We start from the raw sequence: 22,907 nt of genomic DNA, 5'->3' as shown, positions 1-22,907 counted from the left end.
ACTCCATCCACGCATGGCGTGGATCTACCCGGGCCCCGGGGTCAGAGCCCTGCCCTGCGGACAGGGATCCGCCCCCATCCATCCGCCAACAGAAAGGCCGCCCGAGGGCGGCCTTTCTGCGTGGCAACGTCGCGAGGACGTCAGTGCATCATGTGCACGTTCATGTTGTGCATGACCCACAGGGTGCCGATCACGATGATGCCGATCACCACGACGGTGAAGGCCGCAGCGTTGACGTTCCAGCGACTTTCCGAAGAGCGATCCAGGTGCAGGAAGAACACCAGGTGGACCAGCATCTGCAGCACCGCGGTGACTGCGATCACCACACCGTTGACGGTGCGCGAGAAATCGCCCGACATCACCATCCAGAACGGGATGACGGTCAGCACCACCGCCAGCACGAAGCCGATCAGGTACGACTTCACGCTGCCGTGGCTTTCGCCGCCCGTGCCGTGGTCGTGTGCATGGTTGTCATGTGCCATTACAGCGCTCCATTGAGGTAGACGACGGAGAACACGCCGATCCAGATCAGGTCCAGGAAGTGCCAGAACAGGCTCAGGCACGCCATGCGGGTCTTGTTGGTCGGGGTCAGGCCGTACTTCTTCAGCTGCACGAACATCACCAGCAGCCACAGCAGGCCGGCGCTGACGTGCAGGCCGTGGGTACCGACCAGGGCGAAGAACGCCGACAGGAAGGCACTGCGGTCCGGACCGTAGCCCTGATGGATCAGGTGCTGGAACTCCCACACTTCCATGCACATGAAGCCGAAGCCCAGCAGCCAGGTGATGCCCAGCCACAGGTACATCTGGCCCATCTGCTTGCGGTGCATGGCAATCATGCCCAGGCCGAAGGTCAGCGACGAGGTCAGCAGCAGCGCGGTTTCCCACGCCACGAACGGCAGCTCGAACAGGTCCTTCGCGGTGGGACCACCATCGGTACCGCCCGCCAGCACCACGTAGGTGGCGAACAGCGAGGCGAAGATGAGGCAGTCGCTCATCAGGTACACCCAGAAACCGAAGACGGTGTTGCCGCCGGTATCGTGGTGCTCGTGGTCGTCATGGCCATGGGCCGCCGCGTGCGCGGCGTGCCCGTGGCTCAGGGTCGAGGTATTGGTGCTCATGCCTTCAGCTCCGACTTCACCAGGCCCTGGGCTTCCAGGTGCTTGCGGTGTTCGTTCTCGATGCGTTCCACCTCGGCGGCCGGGACCCAGTAGTCCACGTCCTGGTCGAAGGTGCGGTAGATGAACGTGGCGATCATGCCGACGAAGCCGACGATGGCCAGCCACCAGATGTGCCAGATCATCGCGAAGCCGAACACCAGGCTGAAGGCACCGATGACAACGCCCGTGCCGGTGTTGCGCGGCATGTGGATGTCGGTGTACTTGGCCGGCTTCGGCCAGGCTTCACCCCGCTGCTTGCGCTCCCAGAAATCGTCCAGCTCGGTGACTTCCGGCAGCGTCGCGAAGTTGTAGAAGGCCGGCGGCGAGGAGGTTTCCCACTCCAGCGTACGGGCATCCCACGGGTCGCCGGTCAGGTCGACGGTCTTCTTGCGGTCGCGGATCGACACGGCCACCTGGATGATCTGGCACAGGATGCCGGCGCCGACGATGAACGCGCCGCAGGCGGCAACCAGCAGCAGCGGCTCGTAGGCCGGGTTCACCGTGCTCTGCAGGCGACGGGTCATGCCCATGAAGCCCAGCACGTACATCGGCATGAAGGTCACGTAGAAGCCGATGAACCAGCACCAGAACGCGCACTTGCCCCAGAACTCATTGAGGCGGAAGCCGAACATCTTCGGCCACCAGTAGGTGATGCCGGCGAACATGCCGAACACCACGCCGCCGATGATGACGTTGTGGAAGTGGGCGATCAGGAACAGGCTGTTGTGCAGCACGAAGTCGATGGCCGGGATCGCCAGCATCACGCCGGTCATGCCGCCGATGACGAAAGTGACCATGAAGCCGATGGTCCACAGCACCGGGGTGGTGAAGTGCACACGGCCGCGGAACATGGTGAACAGCCAGTTGAAGATCTTCACGCCGGTCGGGATCGAGATGATCATCGTCGTGATGCCAAAGAAGGCATTGACGTTGGCACCCGAGCCCATGGTGAAGAAGTGGTGCAGCCACACGATGAACGACAGCACGCCGATGCAGGCGGTGGCGTAGACCATGCCCTTGTAGCCGAACAGCGCCTTGCGCGAGAAGGTCGCGATGACTTCGGAGAACACACCGAACGCCGGCAGGACCAGGATGTACACCTCCGGGTGACCCCAGATCCAGATCAGGTTGATGTACAGCATGGCGTTGCCGCCACCGTCATTGGTGAAGAAGTGCGTACCCAGGTAACGGTCCAGGGTCAGCAGCACCAGGGTGATGGTCAGCACCGGGAAGGCCGCGACGATCAGCACGTTGGTCACCAGGGCGGTCCAGGTGAACACCGGCATCTGCATCAGCTTCATGCTGGGGGTGCGCATCTTGAGGATGGTGATGAAGAAGTTGATACCACTGAGCGTGGTACCCAAACCCGCCACCTGTAGACCCCAGATGTAATAGTCCATGCCGACGCTTGGACTGTATTCGATGCCCGACAACGGCGGGAACGCCAGCCAGCCGGTGGCAGCGAACTCACCGATCCACAGCGACAGCATGATCAGCACCGCGCCCGCCACGAACAGCCAGAAGCTGAGCGAGTTGACGAACGGGAACGCAACGTCACGCGCACCGATCTGCAGCGGCACGGCCAGGTTCATCAGGCCGGTGATCAGCGGCATCGCCACGAAGAAGATCATGATCACGCCGTGGGCGGTGAAGATCTGGTCGTAGTGGTGCGGCGGCAGATAGCCCTCGGACCCGCCGACGGCGATGGCCTGCTGGGTACGCATCATGATGGCGTCGGAGAAACCGCGCAGCAGCATGACGAAGGCGACGATGAGGTACATCACGCCGATCTTCTTGTGATCCACCGAAGTGAACCACTCCTTCCACAGATAGCCCCACAGCTTGAACTTGGTGATCAGGGCGACGACGCCCAGGCCACCAAGAACCGCGCCGACCAGGGTGGTCAGCACGATCGGATCGTGGGGGATCGACTCAAGAGAGAGTTTTCCCAACATGTTCATTCTCCCGAACCCGCGTGGCCGGCATGGCCTGCGTGTTCGTGTTCGGTGGCATCCAGGTTTTCACCCGATTCCTTGGAATCATGCGCGTCACTCGGGGCATGGCCCTCGTGCGCTTCATGGGTGGCGGCATCGGCAGCGGCGGCACCGGCATGCGAGTGCTTCATGCCGTAATGCTTGTTGTCGCCCATGTGCTTGGCGATGACCCAGTCGAACAGGCCTTCTTCGGTCTTGCCGAAGTAAGTGACCGGATACCACTCGGCGTTGCGCGCTTCACCCAGGGCCTTGAACGAGGCCTTGTCCAGGGTCTGCTCGCCGGCGCGGACCTGGTCCAGCCACTGGCGGTACTCGGCATCGGTGACCGAGTAGGCGGTGAAGTGCATCTTGGCGAAGCCCGCGCCGCTGTAGTGCGAGGACATGCCCGGGAATTCACCGGTCTCGTTGGCGATCAGGTGGAGCTTGGTCTCCATCGCAGCCATCGAGTAGATCATGCTGCCCAGGTGCGGGATGAAGAAGGCATTCATCACCGAATCGGACGTGATCTTGAAGTTCAGCGGCGTGTTGACCGGGAACTTGATTTCGTTGACGACCGCCACCTTCTCTTCCGGATAGATGAACAGCCACTTCCAGTCCAGCGAGATCGCCTCGATGGTGACCGGCTTGACGTCCGAATCCAGCGGACGGTACGGGTCCAGTGCGTGCGACGAACGCCAGGTCAGGACCGCCAGCACCAGCACGATCATGCAGGGAATGGACCACACCACCACCTCGATCGCCGTCGAGTGGGACCACTTCGGCTCGTAACGGGCCTTGGTGTTGGAGGCGCGATACTTCCACGCGAACGTCAGGGTCATGATGATGACCGGGATGACGACCAGCAGCATGAGCACGGTGGCCGTGATCAGCAGGGTCTTCTCATCCTGGCCGATCTGGCCCTTCGGACTGAGGATGGCCACGGCATCGCAGCCGGTGAGCATCACCAGCAACGACAGCAGCAGGCCCGGGCGCAACCAGCGCCCAAGGGTTTTCAACGGAATCATCGGTCGATCCAATTGCGAGGGAATGCCGTTCCCCGTCCCTGCCTGTTCCGGCCAAAGCCGGTCCCACCGGTCCGGAAGACAGGCAGGGAGGTGGGGTCGAGTCAGCCTTTCAATTTTAGGCCGTCACCCACCATTTAAGAAAGGCATTGACATTGATCGAGCGCAGGAAAGGCCCGATTCTGGCTGCGACACGTTGTCGCACCGCGCACGCGCGGCGGGCAGGACGCCCGCGGGCGGCATCCTGGCATCAGGTGCTGGCCGGCAGTCCGCCCTCGTTCGGCAAAGTCACCTGAACCTGTTCAGGCGTGCTGGCGGGTGCCTGGCGTGGGATGCTCGGCGCAGGAGGAAGGCCCGTGGACAAGATCGACTTCAGGAAGCGCGACCGGGCGCTCTATCAACCGCCCGCCGGCAGGTTCGTACGCGTGGATGTACCGCCCATTCCCTACGTGATGATCGATGGTCGCGGCGACCCGAACACGGCCCCCGCCTACCTGCAGGCCGTGCAGTGGCTGTATTCGGTGAGCTATGCACTGAAGTTCGCGCTGAAGGCCGAAGGGCGCGACTACGTGGTGCCACCGCTGGAGGCGCTGTGGAGTGCCGAGGACCCGGCCAGCTTCGTCGCGCGGCGCAAGGATGAGTGGGCCTGGACCGTAATGATCCGCACGCCCGAGGGCATCGGCCCTGCACAGTGGCAGGCCGCGATCAGCAAGGCGCGCGCGAAGCTGGGAGAGGCGCCGCCCAGCCTTCGCCATGAACTCCTTGCCGAGGGCCCCAGCCTGCAGACCTTGCACGTGGGCGCCTACGACGACGAGGGACCCGTCCTGGCGCAGCTGCATGACGAAGTGATGCCCGCACTGGGATACACCTTTGCCGGCCCCCATCATGAGATCTACCTGAGCGACCCGCGCAGGACCGACGCAGCGCGGTTGAAAACCGTGCTGCGGCAGCCGGTGCGGCCGATCGGGCCTGATGAGGATTCCCGCAGATGACACGAGGAATGCCGTGCGCCTGAACAACCGCCTGATGCGCTGGACCACCCTGCCCGCCGGAGGCCGCCTGATGGCCGTGCTGGGTGCTGCACTGGTGATCATGCTGGCCTGCAATCCGGATCTGCTGCCGTTGTTACCGGTGGTGGATGCGCTGGGGCTGGACGTGCTGATGCTGTTGCTGGGTGCGCAGGTGGTGGCGGTACTGCCCTGGGTGCGGGAGCGGGCCGCGCGCGGGATCAGAGTGCTTGCACGCCTGATGATGGGTGCATCGGCTGGAGCCGCGGGTGGTTATCTCCGGCAGCTGGCGTGGTGGCTGGCACGGGGTGCGGGGATGACGAGACGTTGATGAAGGCTTGCAACCTTCAGTGAGGTGGCCATCCAAGGATCACCGACGGGCGCAAACAAAAAGCCCCAACCAAGGCCGGGGCTTTTCATTACAACTGGTGCCGGAAACAGGAGTCGAACCTGCGACCTACGCATTACGAATGCGCCGCTCTACCAACTGAGCTATTCCGGCCTAGCTAGGCATTGTAGGACTACAAGCAACATGCGGTCAATGGCCGCGCATCTACCCTCTTCATGGGCCAACAAGCGGCTATCAGCTACTGAAAGTGGCTTTCACGGATGACCCTGGAACATCGCAGGTCGAGATCAACATGAAATGACTTCAGTCCGCCTTCTGGCAACAGAACCCTGTCATGGACGTGCTGGACCGAGAAGCCACTATCTGCGGTGCCGGAAGACTCCTCCGCAATCCGATACATCTCCCGTTTCCATCCCCTCGTCTCTTGAACGTAAGTCTCGATTGTTGTCACGCATCGTTCTAGCCCTTCCCACCCCTTCTCGCCTCGGGACTCCTCCGCTGCACAGCCGCCCGCCATCAGCAATGGAAACAGCAGCCCAACTTTCAAGGTGACTAAGCGTTTCATCTGCGCCCCTCAATGATAGGTATGAAAACGCACACCCCTCATGACTTCCAATCATCTCAGCGATGTCTCCACCCGGTTCGCACACACCCGCCCCTCGGCGAAATCCCGCAGGTTCCCCAGCGTGATTGCCGAGATCTCCTGCAGCGCCTCTACGGTGAAGAACCCCTGGTGGCCGGTCACCAGCACGTTGGGGAAGGTCATCAGGCGCTGGAAGGCCTCGTCGTCGATGATCTCGCCGGAAAGGTCCTGGAAGAACAGCGCGCTTTCCTGCTCGTAGACGTCGATGGCCAGTTGGCCGAGCCGCCGCAACTTCAGCGCGCGGATCACCGCGTGGGTGTCCACAAGCGCGCCGCGTGACGTGTTGACCAGCATCGCGCCGGTCTTCATCCGCGCCAGCGAGGCGTCGTTGATCAGGTGCTGGGTATCGGGTGTCAGCGGGCAATGCAGCGACACGATATCGGAGCGCGCCAGCAGTTCATCCAGCCCAACCATGTCGCCCACGCCGGCGAAGGCCGGCGATGGATACGGGTCATGCCCCAGCACGGTGCAGCCCATGCCGTGGAAGATGCGCGCGGTGGCCAGGCCGATCTTGCCGGTGCCGACGATGCCGACCGTGCGCCCATGCAGAGTGCGGCCGAGCAGGCCATCGAGCATGAAGTTGCCCTCGCGCACGCGATTGTAGGCGCGATGGGTCTGCCGGTTGAGCGTCATCACCAGCGCCAGCGCGTGCTCGGCCACGGCTTCGGGGGAATAGGCCGGCACCCGTGCGACGAACAGCTCCAGCGCTTTCGCGGTGGCCAGGTCCACATTGTTGAAGCCGGCGCAGCGCAGCAGGATGGCGCGTACGCCCAGCGCATGCAACGCGTGCAGAACCGGCGCGTCGAGGCGGTCGTTGACGAACACGCATACCGCGGCGCAGTCCTGTGCCAACGCAGCGGTATGCACGTCCAGCGCGGCATCGAGGTACACGAATGCAAAGCCCTGCCCGGCCGCATCGCGCTGGTTGGCCTCGTCGAGGAAGCGACGATCGTAGGGGCGGGCACTGAAAACGGCGATCTGCATGGACAGGCCTGGCTGGAATTCCCTGCCGACCATACCGCAGCACCTGCCCTGATGGGATGGTCCCGGCGATACGGATATCGCCGGGACCGAGTGCCCCTTAGAACCGGTAGCCCAGGCCCAGCATCACGCCGTTCTGGATCTGCCCGTCGCGGCGCTCACCCACGTAGTCGGCCATGATCGACAGGCGCTCGCTGGCGCGACTGGTCACGCCGACGTTCCAGGCCAGCACCTGCTCGCCCACGGCCTGGCTGCTGGCACCAAACACCAGGTCCGGGGCCGCAGCAAAGCCGGTGCTGTAGCGCGCCTGCGAATCGCCCAGCTCCTTCTGCCAGACCACGCGGGCACGCGGGGTGATGCGCTCAGCGTTGTTGCCTTCGAAGGTCTTGAACAGCTGCAGGCCGGCACCCACACGAATGCTCTCCAGGCTGCCGCTGCGGCCCACCAGCGCACCGGCGCCCTGCCCTTCATTGAAACGGGTGGCCGAGGTCCGTGCGTAGTCCACCACCGGCAGCAGCGGCTGGATCACCAGACCCTTTCCAGTGGTGAAGGAGAACGCATGCTCCACCCGTGCCGAGATGGCATCGTTGCTGTACTTCGCGCGCAGAGGCTGCTGCAGCCCATCAATGCCGCCGACACTGCGGCGGGTGTCATGCCGCAGGTCGGTGTAGCGCACGGCCGCCGACAGGTAGCCCCGCGAATAGGTCGCATCCAGGTAGCCGCCCACATCCAGCGCGCGTATGTCGCCACTGAAGCCGGAGCCGTCGCTGGCCTTGGTCGACATGTCGGCGGCGGCCACGCTCACGCCGAGGGTCACGCGGTCATCGGCCACGCGGGTATCGGCACCGATCACGATGCCGCCGACAGTGTGGCTCAGGCCGGCCACACCACCGTCGGCGTCGATGCGGCCATGGCTGGCGAAACCGCGCGCCCACAGGCCATGGCTGCGCCCCGCCACGCGGCTGTCGCCAGCAGCCTCGCCGGCCGGTTCAGCCAGATGCATGGCCAGCTGGTTGAACAGGCTGCCATGGCGCATGCCCGGCTGCGCCGACACCGACTGCGCCGCCTGCGAAGCCAACCCGTCTGCATCGCCGCCACTGCGCATCGCTGCCTGGTGCTGCTGCACCACGTTGCCGATGCTGCCGATCAGTGCATTGTCGGCCAGGCGCAGGCTGGCATGCGCATCACCGCGCAGGGCGCCAGCCTGCTGTGCGATCACATCGCGGTCGCTGAACTGCAGCGCGCCGAGCAACGACTTCAGGCCGCTGTCCTGGCGGTCCGCTGCAGCGGCCAGCGCGCGCCCCAGGCCGTCGCCGGAGGTGCCGTTGGCGAACAGGCCCAGCTGATCGAAGCCCGGGTTGGCGGTCAGCCACAGGCCGTCGGCGGTCTGGTTGACGTTGAAGCTGAGCAGCGAATTGTGGCGCGGGCGGAACACTTCACCGGCCGTGATGCTGGCGCTGTAGCCGGCATCGCCCAGCCGCACGGCATCCTGGAAGCCCCCCTGGTAGATCGGTCCTTCCACCAGGTCGCGACGGTAGGTGCCGGCATAGAAGCCCTGGGCCACGTTCAGCGCCAGATGTGCGCCCTGCGCGATCACCAGCGCGCCCTCCTCGGAGCCGCCATCGTAGAAGCTGCCGACGCGCAGGCGGCCACTGCCGGTACCACCGGTTTCGGTAACATCGAACAGCACCTGCCCGCCGGGCATGATGTTGACGTAGCCGTGGGTCACCAGATCACCACCACGCGGCATCAGCGTGCCGAACACGCGCAGGCGGTTGAAGCCATCTTCGCGGTAGGACGGGCCGGTGCCATCCAGCAGCGCATCGCTGTCGGTGCCGACCGATGCGATATCACCATGGCCGACCACGATGCTGCCCGGCATCACGCGCAGCTCGGGGGTGCGCAGCGCACCACCCTCCAGTGCGATGGTGCCGTTGTCCACCAGAATGAAATCGGCGCCAGTGGTTTCGGCGGTGCGCCAGGTAGCGCCATTGCTGACACGGATCACGCCCGCCGAACTGGCCAGGGTTGAGGCATCCAGATCGGCCAGCCGCAGCTGACCGCGCAGTTCATTCTGGACGTCGGGATCGGCGAGCAGCTGCTGCAACGACTGCGCGCCGATACCGTTCGCCCCCCCCGTGGAGACGTTGTACAGGCTCACCGCGTAGTTGATGTAGGTGCTGGCCCAGTCGGTGTTCCAGCGCGCGAAATCGTCGTCGACGAAGGCCTGCAGCTGGCGTGCGGTGCGCAGGTAGCCCGGGTTGATGTCGCCGCTGACGTTGCTGGTGACACGGAGGGTGTCGCCCGGATCGCGATAGCCTGCCGTGTTGATGATGTTGTTGCCGCGGATGTCCTGGCCCGGGAACGACTCCAGCTTGCTGCCGCTGCCATCCGGATCGAAGGTGACCGATGTACCCGTGGTGCGCGCCGGGTCGCGGAATACCAGCAGGCCATTGGGTTGAACCACTTCATACATCGCCTTGTGCAACAGGCCCGCATCCATCCCGCCGCCGTAGTTGCCTGTGTAGATCTGGGTCATGCGCGCTGACGGCGCATAGGTGATCTTGCCGCCACTGCTGGCGGCATGGATCTGCACCGAGTCGACCAGTGGCAGATCGCCGCCGAGGTAACGGTTGACGCCACCGGACTGCATGATCGAGCAGGACGAGATGCAGTGGCCGGACACGATGGTGTCCAGGCCCTGGGTGCGGATCACCGCCTGCAGCCACTCGCCGGCGATCAGCGCGCCACCATTGGATGTGCGCAGCACGACTTCGCGGATCGGACGGCCTTCAGCCCGTGCCTTGGCCAGCAGCGCGGGCAGCGCCACCACGTCGGCGACGGTGACGCCGCCGCTGAGGAAGACGCGATCGTCCCGCACGTGATAATTCATTGCCATGACGTCATCAACCGCCGCCATGGCGGTGATGCCCATCAGCCCGGCCAGGGCCAGGCTCAACTTCGAATGCTTCATGTGTTCTCTCTCCACCCGCAACACACGGGTCAGGAGTTCAACGTCCGGGCGGCGCAAACTCCCCCAGCGCACCAGCCCCCGAAACATGAATGCATTCACAATGGAATCAGGGGCCATGCACACTCTTCCCCATCCGGTCATCGTCGCGTAAAACTCGAAGACGCACCCGCTACCGACGCCCGAGGCCAGCCCTGTCCACCCCCTCTCCTCTGATCCATCGCGCGCCGGACCTGTCCGTGCCGACGGACGCGTTCATTGCGTTCGTACGGGAAGAACGCGCGCCGTTGTGCGCTTTCCTGCGCACGCGCGGCGTTGGGCCGGAGGATGCCGAGGACATCGCGCAGGACTGCATGGAGCGGCTGATCCGCTATCGCGCACACAGTGCCGACGAGCTGCGGTTGCTGCTGTATCGTATCGCCCGCAACCGCCTGGCAGACCGTGGCCGCTCGTCGCAGTCGCGGCCACACCTGTCCCTTGCCGAACACGATGGCGGCGACGAGCCCTCCAGCACGTCGCCCGATCCATTGCGCCAGGCCGAGTCCGGGCAGATGCTGTCCCTGCTGCGGCAGGCCCTGTTCAAGCTGCCCGAGCGCGCGCGCGAGGTGTACCTGCTCAACCGGATCACCGGCATGAGCTATACGCAGATCGCGCGGCACTGTGGAATCACCGCCAAGACCGTGGAAAAACATATCGCCCGCGCCCTGCAGGGCCTGCGCCAGGAACTCGGATCGGATCCGCTGCACAACGACAGGGACAACGGATGAGTCACGCCAGCCCCAGGGAAGACACCCTGCTGTTTGAACGCGCCAGCGCCTGGGTGGCGCGGCTGGAGGCTCCGGACTGCACGCCGGGCGAGCGAGAGAGGTTCGAGGACTGGCTGGCCGAGGACCCGGCCCATGTCAGCGCCTGGATCCAGGCCGAGACCCTGTTCCAGCGGGGCGAAGAACTGGCCGCTGACCCGTGGCTGCGCACCGCCGCAGCACGTGCGGCACGGCCGGCACAGCGTCGCTGGCTGCCGGCGGTGGCCGCCGCCGCAGGCGTCTGCCTGGCCATCGGGATCGGCTGGATGGTCGCCATCGACGGCAACCCCACACCGCTGCGCTATGCCAACGATTCCCACCAGCCCCGGCAGCAGACGCTGGCCGATGGCAGCGTGGCCACGCTGGATGCGGGCACCACGCTGCATGCCCGATTCGGTTGGCGCCATCGCAACCTGGTGCTGGAACGGGGCCGCGTGCAGCTGCAGGTCGCACCGTCGAGCAAGGCGCTGCAGCTGCGCGCCGGCGACAGCACCATCCGCGACATCGGCACCACCTTCCAGGTGGAGCGCCTGAACGACGGCCTGGTCGAAGTCGCACTGCTGGAAGGTGCGGTGGAAGTCAGCAATGGGGGGACGCAGCACACCCTGGCACCCGGCCAGCAGCTGCAGGTGCTGCCATCGGGCCGCTTCCAGCCCGGCCCGGCGCTGTCGTCCAATGCCGCTGCCGAAGGCTGGCTGCAGGGACAGCTGGTGTTCGATGCCACGCCGCTGTCGATCGTGGTCGAGCGCATGAACCGCTACGGTCGCACGCCGCTGGTGATCGCCGATCCCGAGATCGCCAGCCTGGCCGTGAGTGGCACCTTCCGTGCCGGCGATGCGCAGGAACTGCTGTCGGCGCTGGAACTGGGCTGGTCGGTAGCTGGCCAGACGCGACCGGATGGCGCGCTGGAACTGCGCCGCACGTACTGAGGAGGCCTGCAGTGAAGGCAGTACCGGGCGCGCTGCGGGAGGGGCTGCTCTGCACCCTGTTCTGCTTCGCGCTGAGCATCGCCGCGCTGCCCTCTGCCGATGCAGCCGAACAGGCCGGCACCCTGGAGGTCCATGTGGGTTCAGGCCCACTCGCACCGGCCCTGCAGCAATGGGCGCGCCAGAGTGGCATCGCCCTGCTGTTCGATGCGCGTGAACTGGATGGCCTGCGCACGGCCGGCACCCATGGCCAACGCGATGCGGCCGCGGCCCTGAAGGAACTGGTCGCCGGCATGCCGGTGACCATCCTGCGCACGCCTGCCGGTGGATTCGTCGTCCGCCGCACCCGGCCAGCACCGCCATCGCCCCCGCCGGTCGCGACGCGTGCGATGCCCGCGGTACCGTCGCCGGGCGGGGTGCCCGAGACGCCACCGCAGGTGGAGCTGGCGCCGATCCATGTCACCGGCAGCCGGCTGCCGCGCACCTCCGTGCAGACCACGCTGCCGGTGACCATCATCGACCGCGATGACATCCTGCGCAGCGGTTACGGCAGCCTGTTCGACCTGCTGCGGCACTTGCCGGGCATGAACGGCCACCCGGCGATGAGCACCTCGCGCAGTGGCGATTCGCAGTACCTGCCGGTGGGTGCGGCCACCACCACCAGCCTGGACGGCATGGGTCCGCGTGCGACCTTGTTCCTGGTCAATGGCCGGCGCCTGCCACGCTATCCGATGGTGTCGCTGGAACAGGGCGGGCTCACCGACCTGGGGGGCATCCCGCTCAGCTTCGTCGAGCGCATCGAACTGGTGCGTGGCGGTGCGTCGGCCATCTATGGTGCCGACGCGATGTCCGGCGTGGTCAACATCATCCTGCGTGACCAGGCCGATGGCCCTGAAGCCATGCTGCAGACCGGCCTGAGCGGGCGCGGCGACGCCGGCCAGTATCGCCTGCAGGCGGCCACCGGTGGCGTGCGCGGCGGAGGGGACCGCTGGTTCGCTGGCGTCGACCTGCATCGCATCGACCACGTGGCCGGCGATCGCCGCGAATGGCATGCGGAAACCTCGCAGTACCTGATCGGCGCGTTCCGCGATGGACGCTACTGGCCGGCAAAGCGCTGCGAAGGGCCATTGAAACGGCGCGATGGTGCCTGCTGGTTTGACAGCGCACGCCCGCGTTCGCTGCAACCGGCCTCGGACACCGCCTCGGCCTACCTGCGCTATCGGCATGAGCGCGGCGAAGGTCGCTACGCCTACGCCGAGGCGCGGGCCAGCCACAACCGGCAACGCTTCGACCTCGGCCCGACCGCCGTAGCCATCGGGCTTTATGGGTTCACCTTCAACAGCGTGCTGCGCGAAGCCGGCAACGTGCGTCCGCATGTACGTGCCACCGATGCCGACGTCACCTTCGGCATGGGCCGCGACCAGGGCCGCCGCAGCTGGGATGCCGGCATCAGCGCACAGCGCAGCGATGTCACCCTGACGACGTCCGGCACCGTGCGCGCCCAACCACTGCTGCGCGCTGCCGAGACGCTGGATTTCCTGCCCGGCTTCACCTCGTTGCCGGCAGAGACCGCCGCGCAGCTGTTCCCGTCGATCCGCAACCGCGGGCGCACCGAGCAGTGGCAGGGCTGGTGGGGCATGCAGCGCGAGTTGATGCCATTGGCCGGCGGTGCTGCACAAGTGGCCACCGGCATCGACCTGCGCCAGGAACGCTGGACGTCGCATCCCGACGCGCTGCTGAGCCAGGGCGACCTGGCGCTGGGCCTGCCACAGGAACAACGCCACCTGTCACGCCGCAGTGGCGGTGCCTACGCCGAACTCGGCCTGCCATTGGCGCGCACGCTGCGCATGGACCTGGCAGCACGCTGGGACCGCGATGGCGATTACCAGGCTTTCTCGCCCCGCGTGGGCGTACGCTGGAGCCCGACACCGCAGTGGTCATTCCTGCTTGCCACCGGGCGCGGCTACCGGGCCCCCAGCCTGTTCGAGCAACGGCGGCCGCCGGGCTATTTCGGCGCGATCGAACTACCCGCCTCCAGCGCACTGCCCAACTGCGCGCAGAGCAACGGCAACGGACGCTGCAGCGTAACCGTGGACGTGGTGGAGAACGATGCGCTGAAAGCGGAGCGGTCGCGCAGCCATTCCCTGGGTGCGACCTGGACACCGACCGATGCGTTTTCACTGTCGCTGACCCACAACATCGTCGAACTGCGCAACGAGATCCTGGCCCTGCAACCGGCCGACGCAGTGTGGAATTCAAGCACGTGGGAGTTGGACGAGGACGGCAACCTGCACAACCTGCGCCTGTCCTTCGACAACATCGGCCGCACCACGTCGCGCAACCTTGTTCTGCGCGGGGAGTACCACATCGACACCGGCAGCACCGGCCAGTGGCTGTTCTCGCTCGATGCGCTGAAGCAGCAGGAACTGCGCCGCGAGCGTGGCCATGAAGCGACGGTGGACCTGCGTGGCCATGTCACGCCAGCGATGGCCGCCGTGCTCAATGTGCAGTGGCAGAACAGCAACTGGGACATCGCCCTGCGCGGCAACCAGGTAGGGCGCACGCGTGCCTGGCTGCCCGGTGCGGAATGCCCGGAGGAACAGCGCGAGCAGAACCACTGCATGAATCCGCGGCAGCTGCGCTGGAACCTGCACCTGGCAAGGCGGCTGGGGCCGCGCTTGGTCGCCGCGCTGGACGTGCACAACGTGCTCGACACGCAACCGGTGAACTACCTGGTCGGCAATGGCGGCCAGATGCCGGGGCTGGACGATCCACTTGGCCGCTACTTCCTGCTGACCCTGCAGATCCGCTGAGCGTAGTACCCTACGCGCCCTGTTCCATCGGTCCCCCACCACCCCATGAAGGCCTATCTCTGGTTCTGGGGCGCGTTCCTGCTGTTCTTCGCGTTGCCCTTCCCCTGCATCCTCTACTTCGGCACGTCGTGGCCGGTGCCACTGGCCGACCGCAGCGCGCCATGGCTGGCCCTGCTGCTGCTCGCCCTGTCGCTGGCCCTGTGGCTCGCGTTGCTGCTCGCCTTCCTGCACTACCTGCTGCTGGGCCCGCCGCGCGCGCTGCATCGGGTGCGCACCATCCTGGCCGACGGTGAGCCGCGTGATGCGTTGATCGAACAGGCCGAGCAGACCGGCGTGCACGTGCGCGGCTTCGCGCAGTGGAGACTGAAGCTTGGCTTCCAGAACCTGTCCGGCACGCCGATCCATGAACAGATGCTGGTGGTGGACAGCAAACCGCAGCTGCAGCGTTTCGTGGCCGGCCAGCGCATCGAGGTTCGCCTGAGCCGGACGCCGGGTGCGTTCCCCAATGTGGTGCTGGAGGGCGCCCAGCCCGAACTTGATGTCGCCAGCCTCTGGCGCCGCGGCGCCGGCGTGGTCATCGGCATCGTCGTGGTTGCCAGCGCCTACGTGCTCGCCTATCGGCTGCAGAGCGAGGGCCTGGGCTGGACGTTCATGTCCTTCGGCCACCCACTGCTGGTGTGCCCGCTGGTGTTGTGCGGCTACGCCCTGGGCCTGCGCGTCCTGGGGCGCCTGCTGCAGGCCGATGCGCGCGGCGACGCGCTGAAGTACCGCGGCATCGGCGTGGATGCGAAGGTGCTGAAGCTGCGCCAGACCGGCACCTACCTCAACGAGCAGCCGCAGGTGGAGTTCCAGCTGGAGTACACCGACCGCGAAGGTGGCATACAGCAGGTGAGCGTGCGCCGCTTCATCCCGTTGATCGAGCTGGCCAACCTTCCACGCGAGCAGGTCACGCTGCTGTACGACCCGGAAGATCGCGGCAACGTTCGCCTGGAGGGTGTATGAAGCAGCCCCCCTCGACGCGACTGGTATTTTCGATGGTGCTGCTGTTGCTGGCCGGCGTCGCCGTTGCCGGCGGGGCACTGCAGACCCTTGCCGAAACGATGGGCCATTCGGTGCAGGATGACCGCGCAACCACGCCGATCACCACGCCTCCACCGCGCGAGCGGCCTGCTTCGCTCGCACCGATTCCCGAACCGCGGTCGATGCCGATGCCCGAACGCAGCAACCGCTTGTTCGATGCGGACTACCTGCTGGCCGCCCGCCAGGCACTGGAACAGATGCCAGCCCTGGCCGGGCACCGGTTGATGGTGTTCCACAGCATCCACTTCTACGATGATGGCCGCATCAATCTGGATCTGGTCGATCCGCAGCAACCTACGCACGTGGACAGCTACCACTTCGAGCACGGCCAGTGGCGCAAGGGTGACCCGGTCGATCCGCAGCGCTTCGCGCCCACCATCACCCTGCGCCGCAGCAGCACGGCGCTGGCCAACATCGATTTCGAGGCGGTGCCACGCGTGGCCCAGGCGCTGCAGGCGCAGCGCAACGCGCTGATGGCCACGCCGGGTGACGTCGGCCACGTCTATGTGATCGTGCGCAAGGGCGGCAGGCTGGTGTGGCTGCCGGATGACGTCGCCGGTGACCGCGAATCCGTGCGGCTGCAGTTCGATGCACAGGGCACCCTGCGCGGCGTTAGTCGCCGGTAGACAGCGCGATCCAGTCCAGCCCCGGCAGCCGGTACTCCAGCAGGTAGAGCAAGCATTTTTCGCTGACCATAAGACTGGAACTAGCGGGCAGCCAATGCGGATGCCCTCAACGGATCACAACTCCCAGTACTTGGAACCTTGGGCTTCATGCAGCCGGGATAGGAAGCCTGCAAGCGAGTCCGATGCTTCAGGCCAGTCTTTTCGCTCGTCCAAAGGCAGGCAGACCAGCACCGAACCTAAGGCGTTCATCACCAGTAGATCTGAGTCGCCGTAGAAGCGGCCAAATACGACATCGCCGCTCCGGAAATCCAACGGACGCGAACCAGCGAGAAAGGCCGTCTGAACGTATGCATCCTCGACGCTGAGCATCTCCATGCCCCATTGACCGAATTGCTCGTCCTTGAACAATTCCGCCGAAGCGTACCTGTCCCAGAATGCGAGCAACTGCGCTGAACAGCCCTGGAATCGTCGGTCTGCTGGTACCGCAGCACTGCGTTGTACAAAGGAAGATCGAAGCAGGAAAGGACACTCCCCATGCTGATGCATGGCGACCCGGGGCCGCGACCACTCCGCCCGTATGGCATCGATAACTGCAGCCAGCACGTTGATTTCCCTATCCATCAGAAAATCATAACGAGGCCACGCTACCGATGGCCAGGCACAACCGAACGGGCGATGGCGTATTGCGCGGCGTAGTAGGTGGACAGCACCAGCAGGCTGGCCAGTGGCAGGCCGCCGGCGAAGCGGTCCCAGGCCAGCAGCGAATCGCTGGCGACAAACAGCAGCGCGCCGGCGGCGGCCCAGCGTGCGCTGCGCGCCTCCACGGCATCGGGCTGCGGTCGGCGCCACTGCCGTGCAAGCGCCAACACTGCCATCGATGCCAGCACCACCACGTAGGCCAGCACCGGGATGCGCATCGGTGCCGGCAGGTGCGGCCACAGCCCCATTACGTTGAGCACGGCGAATGCACCCAGCAGCACGGTGGCGGCAAGCAATCCACCGCCCGCTCGCAGGCCCTCACGGAAGGCGACGATGTAGCAGAGGTGCGCCAGCAGGAACGCCACCAGCCCCGGTACGAACGCGTCCATCGGCAACATCAGCGCGATGTCACCCAGGCACGACAGCAGCATGCCGGCCAGCACCGCGCGCCGGTAGGACGGCTGCGCAGGATCACGCACCCGCCAGGCGATGGCAGCGATCAGCAGCGTGGTCGCCGGCTTCGCCAGCCAATGCAGCCAGCGCCCGTCACCGTGAAAGAACGCGCCGACGATGGCGAGGATCGCCATCAATAGGATCACGCCATCGCGGGCGCGCGGTTTCATCGCGCCTTCCACAGGTCCGCCAGGCGGTCAGGCTTGCCGGCGATACGCTCCAGCACCGGATACTGCAGGCCACCGTGGTAGTCGATGTTCATCGTCTCGATGCGGTCGAACTGCTTCACCAGCAGGACGATCGGCGCCTTGTCCTTGGCCGCCGTCGCCACCGCATCCTTCAAGCGCTGGCTGCTGTACTCGCGCCCGCCAACCGCAATCACCTTCATGCCGGGTGCAAGACCGGCGTTGAACGCCGGGCTGTCCCAGATCACGTCGCCGACCACGCCGCTGTCGAGCACGGTCGCGCCCAGCGAATAGGCCAGCAGTGCGGCCTTGGCACGCTTTTCCTGCGCCTTGTAGGCGTCGTTCGGGGTATCGCGGTAGACCAGCTTCCAGCCCGCCAGTTCCAGCCCCCCGGTCAACGAACCGTGGCCGTCCAGGCGCCCGCGCAGGAACGTCGTCCAGTCGTACGGCACGATGCCGTTCAAGGTCGCCACCACGTCGTCGAAGGTGTAGGGGTTGACGTCCCAGTCACCGTTGCCAACCCCGAAGAAGGCGCGCGCGAAGTCATCCAGGCTGCGGCGGTTGCCGCTCAGTTCGCGCAGCTTGCCCTCCACTTCCAGCCACAGCATCTGGCCACCGGAGTAATAGTCTTCGCTCATCTGGTAGTTGCGGTACGGCAACGTCCGGCGCTGGGCGATGGTCGGGTCGTTGGTGGTGTCCTGCAACGGGCGCCAGGCCAGGCCCGGGCGGCCGCGATCATAGGTCGCGGCCACATTGGCCAGCATGTCGCGCGCCTGCGCCGTCGACCACAGCCCCGAGCGTGCCGCCAGCACCTGTCCCCAGAACTGGGTCTGGCCTTCGTAGACCCACAGCAGGCTGTCGCCCATCGGCGTGTTGAAGTTGGCGGTGGTCAGGTCAGCGCCACGCCGGTACTTGCCGTTCCAGGAATGGGTGTACTCGTGCGGTAGCAGATCGCGCATCCAGGCGTTGTCGTCCCACTCGGTGAAGTAACCCGGGTCGGCACTGTTCTCGCTGGAACGGTGATGCTCCAGGCCGATGCCACCAAGACGGTCGGTCAACGCCAGCAGGAATTCATAGTGGTTGTAGTGGCGCGCACCGTAGAGCTTGTCGGCCTGCCGCACCAGTGCGCGGTGCAGGGTGATCTGTGCCTCGCTCGGCTTCAGCGACTTGGCCTCGTCGGCAAACACATTGAGGTGCACCGGCACCTTCGCGCCCGGATCGAGATCGATGCGCTGGTAGTGCTCGCCGGCAAACAACGGCGAATCGACCAGGTGGTCATAGGAGATCGGCTTGAACACCACGGTATCGCCGTCGCGGCGCGCGGTTTCCAGCGCAGTGGCAAACGACCAGCCCTTGGGTAGGATCACGCTGGCCTGCGCCTGCAGGTCGCGTGTATCGACGCCGGCCGGATACAGCGAGTTGGCATTCCACTGCAGGTTGAGCATCTCCGGGGTCATCACCACCCGGCCTTGGCTGCCGCCCTGCGAGGACAGGAAGTCGAAGTGGGCGACGATCTCGCTGACGCCCTCGGGCACGTCTACCTTGAACGCATAGACGTTGTACTGGTCGCGCTGCCAGGCCAACGGCTTGCCGTTGGCGGTCACGCGCAGGCCGGCCAGCTTGTCGATCGGCCCGGTGGGCGAATGGTTGCCGGGAATCCACTGCGGGTACAGCAGGGTCATCGGACCGGGTTTGACCGGTACGGTGGCGGTCACCTTGAAGATGCGGCGAGCGAGATCGCGCGCATCCACATCGATGCGCAGCAGGCCGGGAGCCGCGGCGTCGGCAGGCGGCGAGGTCTGCGCCAGTGCAGGCGAAGCAGCCAGCGCGAACAGCACGGACATCACCAGGGCTCGGGTCTTCATCGGGCAGCATCCAACAGCGGAGAATCCTCCGATGCTAGGCCTGTAAAGTGCCCTGCCCCATGGCCAAAGGTCATGGGGCGGTGCGCCCATCAGTGCATGCCAAAGGCGTGCGAACCAAGGTTCGCACCCACCTTGTGCTGGTTCGCACCCACCAGAGCGGTTTCGGTAGATCCACGCCATGCGTGGATGAGGCGCTTCCCGGTCAGTCGACCAGGCGCAGACGCAGTTCCTTCGGCAGCGCGAACACCATCGATTCCGGTTCGCCTTCCAGCTCGCCCACGCCGGTTGCACCCAGCTCGGCCAGGCGCGCCAGCACGCCATCGACCAGTACCTGCGGCGCCGAGGCGCCAGCGGTCACGCCGATGTGCTGCTTGCCCACCACCCACGCCGGGTCGATCTCGTGCGCACCGTCGATCAGGTACGACTCCACACCTTCACGGCGGGCCAGTTCGCTCAGACGGTTCGAGTTGGAGCTGTTCGGCGAACCGACCACCAGCACCAGGTCGCAGCGCTTGGCCAGGTCGCGCACGGCGTCCTGGCGGTTCTGCGTGGCGTAGCAGATGTCGTCGTTCTTCGGGCCCTGCATCGCCGGGAAACGCTCGCGCAGCGCATCGATGATGCCGCGCGTATCGTCCACCGACAGCGTCGTCTGGGTGGTGTAGGCGAAGTTGTCCGGCTGGTTGATGTGCAGCGTGGCAACCTGCTCGACATCCTCGACCAGGTAGATCTGGCCGGTACCGGCTTCGCGGTTCCACTGGCCCATGGTGCCTTCCACTTCCGGGTGACCGGCATGGCCGATCAGCACCACGTCACGGCCGGCACGACAATGGCGGGCGACTTCGAAGTGGACCTTGGTCACCAGCGGGCAGGTCGCGTCGAACACCTTCAGGCCACGGCGCTCGGCTTCCTGGCGCACGGCCTGGGAGACGCCATGCGCGCTGAAGATCACCGTGTTGTTGTCCGGAACCTCGTCGAGCTCTTCGACGAAGATCGCGCCGCGCTGCTTCAGGTCGTCGACCACGAAGCGGTTGTGCACCACTTCATGGCGGACGTAGATGGGCGCGCCCAGCGTTTCGATCGCGCGCTTGACGATCTCGATCGCACGATCGACACCGGCACAGAAACCACGCGGGTTGGCGAGCAGCACATCCATCAGTTCAATCTCCCGGCAGCGGCCGGCTTACGGTTTCGGATTGGCATTATCCGCCTTTTTGGCGGACTTGCCGTCGAACAGGCCAAACAGGGCGATGCCGATGGCACCCACCACGATGGCCGAATCGGCGATGTTGAACGAGGGCCAGGTATAGCTGCCCACGTACCACTGGATGAAATCGACCACATGGCCGTGCACCTGGCGGTCGATCACGTTGCCGATGGCACCGCCGATGATCAGCGCATACGGCACCGCAGCCTTCCAGTTGCCACGGGCGGTGCCGCGCAGCCACCAGGCCATCAGGCCGCTGATGGCGATCGCCAGCGCGGTGAAGAAGTACTTCTGCCAACCACCGGCGTCACTCAGGAAACTGAACGCCGCACCGGTGTTGTAGGTGCGGTACCAGTTCCAGAAGCCGTCGATGACCACCACCGGCTGGAACTCCGGCAGGCTCGACAGCACCCAGGCCTTGGACCACTGGTCCAGGCCGATGATGGCGGCCGACAGCAGCAGCCAGACCAGGGCGTTCGGATGCGGACGGGACGCGGCCATCAGAACCAGCTCCGCACTTCACCGGCACCGGTGATGTTGCTCACGCAGCGGCCGCACAGTTCCGGATGGTCGGCGTTGCTGCCGACATCGGCGCGATGGTGCCAGCAGCGCACGCACTTGGTCTTGGTGGTCGGCTGGGCGCTGACGAACACCTCGTCGGTGGTCGCCGGCCGCACCTGCACGTCGCCGCTGATGAACAGGAAGCGCAGTTCATCGGCCAGCGGCTGCCACTTCGCGGCCTGCTCTTCGCTGGCGGCGATGGTGATTTCCGCTTCCAGCGCGGCACCGATCGCGCCGTTTGCACGCATCGGCTCGAGCACCTTGGCCACCTGCTCGCGCACAGCCAGCAGCTGGTCGAAATCGGCGGCGTTGAGCTGGGCACCGGCCGGCAGCGGCGCCAGGCCGTCGTACCAGGTGGTGAACAGCACATGGCCGGCACGTTCGCCCGGCAGGTAGCCCCACAGCTCGTCGGCGGTGAAGGTCAGGATCGGCGCCACCCAGCGGGTGAACGCTTCGGCGATGTGGTACATCGCGCTCTGTGCCGAACGGCGACCGTGCGAATCGGTCGGCATGGTGTACAGGCGGTCCTTGGTCACGTCCAGGTACAGCGAGCCCAGATCCACGCTGCAGAAGTTCAGCAGCAGCTGCACGATCTCGGCCATGTTGTAGCCGTCGTAGGCCGTCTTGATCTTCTCCTGCAGCTCCCAGGCGCGATGCACGATCCAGCGGTCCAGCGCGACCATCTGCTCGAGCGGTTGCAGGTGCCGGGCCGGATCGAAACCGTCCAGGTTGCCGAGCAGGAAGCGTGCGGTGTTGCGCAGGCGGCGGTAGGCGTCAGCATTGCGCTTCAGGATTTCCTGCGACAGCGACATCTCGTTGCTGTAGTCGGCCGAGGCGATCCACAGGCGCAGGATGTCCGCGCCCAGCTTGTTCATGATGTCCTGCGGCTCGATGCCGTTGCCCAGCGACTTGGACATCTTGCGGCCGTGCTCATCCACGGTGAAGCCGTGGGTGAGGCACTGCTTGTACGGCGCGCGCTTGTCGATCGCCACGCCGGTCAGCAGCGAGGACTGGAACCAGCCGCGGTGCTGGTCGGAGCCTTCCAGGTACAGGTCGGCCGGCTTGCCGAAGCCACGCGCGGCGAGCACGCCTTCATGGGTCACGCCCGAATCGAACCAGACGTCGAGGATGTCGGTGACTTTCTCGTAGTCGGCCGCTTCGGCGCCGAGCAGTTCGGCGGCGTCCAGCGAGTACCACACATCGATGCCCTCGGCTTCGACGCGGTCGGCGACCTGCTGCATCAGCTCCACCGAGCGCGGGTGGATCTCGCCGGTCTGGCGATGGGTGAACAGTGCGATCGGTACGCCCCAGGTGCGCTGGCGCGAGATGGTCCAGTCCGGGCGACCGTCGACCATGCTCTGGATGCGCGCCTTGCCCCAGGTCGGGAACCAGCCGACAGTGTCGATCGCAGCCAGCGCATCGCTGCGCAGGTTGGCCTTGTCCATCGAGATGAACCACTGCGGAGTGGCGCGGAACACCACATCCAGCCGGCGCTTGCTGCCGGTGGTTTCGGCCAGCTGCACGGTCAGCTCGTTGTAGTGGTTGCGGGTGAGCCGGCGTTCGCCCCACGGCTGTTCCCAGGTGTCA

Annotated in this window: 19 protein-coding genes and 1 tRNA gene; 7 read left to right on the top strand and 13 right to left on the bottom strand. The window is 65.7% G+C overall.

Going from position 1 to position 22,907, the window contains the following annotated elements:
* Positions 1-140: 140 nt before the first annotated feature.
* From cyoD to cyoA, 4 genes are read right to left on the bottom strand one after another with little or no spacing between them, the layout of a single operon-like run.
* Positions 141-482 (bottom strand): cytochrome o ubiquinol oxidase subunit IV, encoded by a 342-nt coding sequence (gene cyoD, locus ABGA94_RS13570; protein WP_005415725.1) that lies wholly within the window; start codon positions 480-482, stop codon positions 141-143.
* A complete protein-coding gene (gene cyoC / locus ABGA94_RS13565) occupies positions 482-1,120 on the bottom strand; it encodes a cytochrome o ubiquinol oxidase subunit III (protein WP_005408583.1) in 639 nt (212 codons plus the stop codon). Before cyoC ends, cyoD begins: the two co-directional genes overlap by 1 nt.
* Positions 1,117-3,114, bottom strand: a complete 1,998-nt coding sequence (cyoB, locus tag ABGA94_RS13560; RefSeq protein ID WP_095377778.1) for a cytochrome o ubiquinol oxidase subunit I — start codon at positions 3,112-3,114, stop codon at positions 1,117-1,119. Before cyoB ends, cyoC begins: the two co-directional genes overlap by 4 nt.
* Before the next feature lie 2 nt (positions 3,115-3,116).
* Positions 3,117-4,157: a ubiquinol oxidase subunit II gene (gene cyoA, locus ABGA94_RS13555; RefSeq protein WP_005415723.1), complete on the bottom strand. Its 1,041-nt coding sequence runs from the start codon at positions 4,155-4,157 to the stop codon at positions 3,117-3,119.
* A gap of 353 nt (positions 4,158-4,510) precedes the next feature.
* Between cyoA and ABGA94_RS13550 the strand changes: the two genes are divergently transcribed.
* Both ABGA94_RS13550 and ABGA94_RS13545 read left to right on the top strand, forming a co-directional pair.
* Positions 4,511-5,146: a GyrI-like domain-containing protein gene (locus tag ABGA94_RS13550; protein WP_111129588.1), complete on the top strand. Its 636-nt coding sequence runs from the start codon at positions 4,511-4,513 to the stop codon at positions 5,144-5,146.
* A 13-nt stretch (positions 5,147-5,159) separates the two neighbouring features.
* Positions 5,160-5,492 carry a hypothetical protein gene (locus ABGA94_RS13545; RefSeq protein WP_375367537.1) on the top strand — a complete coding sequence of 111 codons (333 nt, stop codon included), beginning with the start codon at positions 5,160-5,162 and terminating at the stop codon, positions 5,490-5,492.
* Positions 5,493-5,587: 95 nt separating this feature from the next.
* Here ABGA94_RS13545 and ABGA94_RS13540 read toward each other — a convergent pair.
* The 3 genes from ABGA94_RS13540 to ABGA94_RS13530 form a co-directional block, all read right to left on the bottom strand.
* Positions 5,588-5,663: transfer RNA gene (locus ABGA94_RS13540), tRNA-Thr, on the bottom strand.
* A gap of 463 nt (positions 5,664-6,126) precedes the next feature.
* Entirely contained in the window at positions 6,127-7,137 is a 1,011-nt protein-coding gene (locus tag ABGA94_RS13535; RefSeq protein ID WP_375367536.1) for a 2-hydroxyacid dehydrogenase, read from the bottom strand.
* 97 nt (positions 7,138-7,234) lie between these two features.
* Positions 7,235-10,108 (bottom strand): autotransporter domain-containing protein, encoded by a 2,874-nt coding sequence (locus ABGA94_RS13530; RefSeq protein WP_375367535.1) that lies wholly within the window; start codon positions 10,106-10,108, stop codon positions 7,235-7,237.
* Between the two features lie 236 nt (positions 10,109-10,344).
* On the opposite strand from ABGA94_RS13530, the gene ABGA94_RS13525 reads away from it, so the two are divergent.
* From ABGA94_RS13525 to ABGA94_RS13505, 5 genes are read left to right on the top strand one after another with little or no spacing between them, the layout of a single operon-like run.
* Positions 10,345-10,872, top strand: coding sequence for an RNA polymerase sigma factor (locus ABGA94_RS13525; RefSeq protein ID WP_080352916.1), 528 nt, complete (start codon positions 10,345-10,347; stop codon positions 10,870-10,872).
* A complete protein-coding gene (locus ABGA94_RS13520) occupies positions 10,869-11,837 on the top strand; it encodes a FecR domain-containing protein (RefSeq protein WP_065178096.1) in 969 nt (322 codons plus the stop codon). Before ABGA94_RS13525 ends, ABGA94_RS13520 begins: the two co-directional genes overlap by 4 nt.
* 11 nt (positions 11,838-11,848) lie before the next feature.
* Positions 11,849-14,647 carry a TonB-dependent receptor plug domain-containing protein gene (locus ABGA94_RS13515; protein ID WP_375367534.1) on the top strand — a complete coding sequence of 933 codons (2,799 nt, stop codon included), beginning with the start codon at positions 11,849-11,851 and terminating at the stop codon, positions 14,645-14,647.
* A gap of 45 nt (positions 14,648-14,692) precedes the next feature.
* A complete protein-coding gene (locus ABGA94_RS13510) occupies positions 14,693-15,649 on the top strand; it encodes a hypothetical protein (RefSeq protein ID WP_197598476.1) in 957 nt (318 codons plus the stop codon).
* A complete protein-coding gene (locus ABGA94_RS13505; RefSeq protein WP_197598475.1) occupies positions 15,646-16,353 on the top strand; it encodes a hypothetical protein in 708 nt (235 codons plus the stop codon). Before ABGA94_RS13510 ends, ABGA94_RS13505 begins: the two co-directional genes overlap by 4 nt.
* Before the next feature lie 114 nt (positions 16,354-16,467).
* Here ABGA94_RS13505 and ABGA94_RS13500 read toward each other — a convergent pair whose 3' ends face one another.
* The 6 genes from ABGA94_RS13500 to ABGA94_RS13475 all read right to left on the bottom strand — a co-directional run.
* A complete protein-coding gene (locus ABGA94_RS13500; protein ID WP_197598474.1) occupies positions 16,468-16,974 on the bottom strand; it encodes a hypothetical protein in 507 nt (168 codons plus the stop codon).
* Between the two features lie 23 nt (positions 16,975-16,997).
* Entirely contained in the window at positions 16,998-17,675 is a 678-nt protein-coding gene (locus ABGA94_RS13495; RefSeq protein ID WP_375367532.1) for a lysoplasmalogenase, read from the bottom strand.
* The gene (locus tag ABGA94_RS13490; protein ID WP_065185985.1) at positions 17,672-19,555 is read right to left on the bottom strand and encodes a M61 family metallopeptidase; all 1,884 of its coding nucleotides are present in this window, start codon (positions 19,553-19,555) and stop codon (positions 17,672-17,674) included. The genes ABGA94_RS13495 and ABGA94_RS13490 overlap by 4 nt, the downstream gene beginning before the upstream one ends.
* Before the next feature lie 202 nt (positions 19,556-19,757).
* Positions 19,758-20,708 carry a 4-hydroxy-3-methylbut-2-enyl diphosphate reductase gene (gene ispH, locus ABGA94_RS13485; RefSeq protein ID WP_005415710.1) on the bottom strand — a complete coding sequence of 317 codons (951 nt, stop codon included), beginning with the start codon at positions 20,706-20,708 and terminating at the stop codon, positions 19,758-19,760.
* A 27-nt stretch (positions 20,709-20,735) separates the two neighbouring features.
* Positions 20,736-21,260, bottom strand: a complete 525-nt coding sequence (gene lspA / locus ABGA94_RS13480; RefSeq protein WP_005415709.1) for a signal peptidase II — start codon at positions 21,258-21,260, stop codon at positions 20,736-20,738.
* Positions 21,260-22,907 (bottom strand): class I tRNA ligase family protein (locus ABGA94_RS13475; RefSeq protein WP_375367530.1); only part of this gene is annotated, 1,648 nt, incomplete at its 5' end. The genes lspA and ABGA94_RS13475, both read right to left, overlap by 1 nt.

This window comes from Stenotrophomonas sp. 3diitr2024, from assembly GCF_042136455.1.
Classification (GTDB): domain Bacteria; phylum Pseudomonadota; class Gammaproteobacteria; order Xanthomonadales; family Xanthomonadaceae; genus Stenotrophomonas; species Stenotrophomonas sepilia.
The sequence above is the reverse complement of the archived record's forward strand: the minus strand, read 5'-3'. Positions and strand labels throughout refer to the sequence as shown.

Excerpts from the sequence above, each read along its gene's own strand:
- cyoA (WP_005415723.1), bottom strand. The coding sequence starts at position 4,157 with ATGATTCCGTTGAAAACCCTTGGGCGCTGGTTGCGCCCGGGCCTGCTG.
- cyoB (WP_095377778.1), bottom strand. The coding sequence starts at position 3,114 with ATGTTGGGAAAACTCTCTCTTGAGTCGATCCCCCACGATCCGATCGTG.
- cyoC (WP_005408583.1), bottom strand. The coding sequence starts at position 1,120 with ATGAGCACCAATACCTCGACCCTGAGCCACGGGCACGCCGCGCACGCG.
- ABGA94_RS13535 (WP_375367536.1), bottom strand. The coding sequence starts at position 7,137 with ATGCAGATCGCCGTTTTCAGTGCCCGCCCCTACGATCGTCGCTTCCTC.
- lspA (WP_005415709.1), bottom strand. The coding sequence starts at position 21,260 with ATGGCCGCGTCCCGTCCGCATCCGAACGCCCTGGTCTGGCTGCTGCTG.
- ABGA94_RS13530 (WP_375367535.1), bottom strand. The coding sequence starts at position 10,108 with ATGAAGCATTCGAAGTTGAGCCTGGCCCTGGCCGGGCTGATGGGCATC.
- ABGA94_RS13495 (WP_375367532.1), bottom strand. The coding sequence starts at position 17,675 with ATGAAACCGCGCGCCCGCGATGGCGTGATCCTATTGATGGCGATCCTC.
- ABGA94_RS13510 (WP_197598476.1), top strand. The coding sequence starts at position 14,693 with ATGAAGGCCTATCTCTGGTTCTGGGGCGCGTTCCTGCTGTTCTTCGCG.
- ABGA94_RS13490 (WP_065185985.1), bottom strand. The coding sequence starts at position 19,555 with ATGAAGACCCGAGCCCTGGTGATGTCCGTGCTGTTCGCGCTGGCTGCT.
- ABGA94_RS13500 (WP_197598474.1), bottom strand. The coding sequence starts at position 16,974 with ATGGATAGGGAAATCAACGTGCTGGCTGCAGTTATCGATGCCATACGG.
- ABGA94_RS13520 (WP_065178096.1), top strand. The coding sequence starts at position 10,869 with ATGAGTCACGCCAGCCCCAGGGAAGACACCCTGCTGTTTGAACGCGCC.
- cyoD (WP_005415725.1), bottom strand. The coding sequence starts at position 482 with ATGGCACATGACAACCATGCACACGACCACGGCACGGGCGGCGAAAGC.
- ABGA94_RS13505 (WP_197598475.1), top strand. The coding sequence starts at position 15,646 with ATGAAGCAGCCCCCCTCGACGCGACTGGTATTTTCGATGGTGCTGCTG.
- ispH (WP_005415710.1), bottom strand. The coding sequence starts at position 20,708 with ATGGATGTGCTGCTCGCCAACCCGCGTGGTTTCTGTGCCGGTGTCGAT.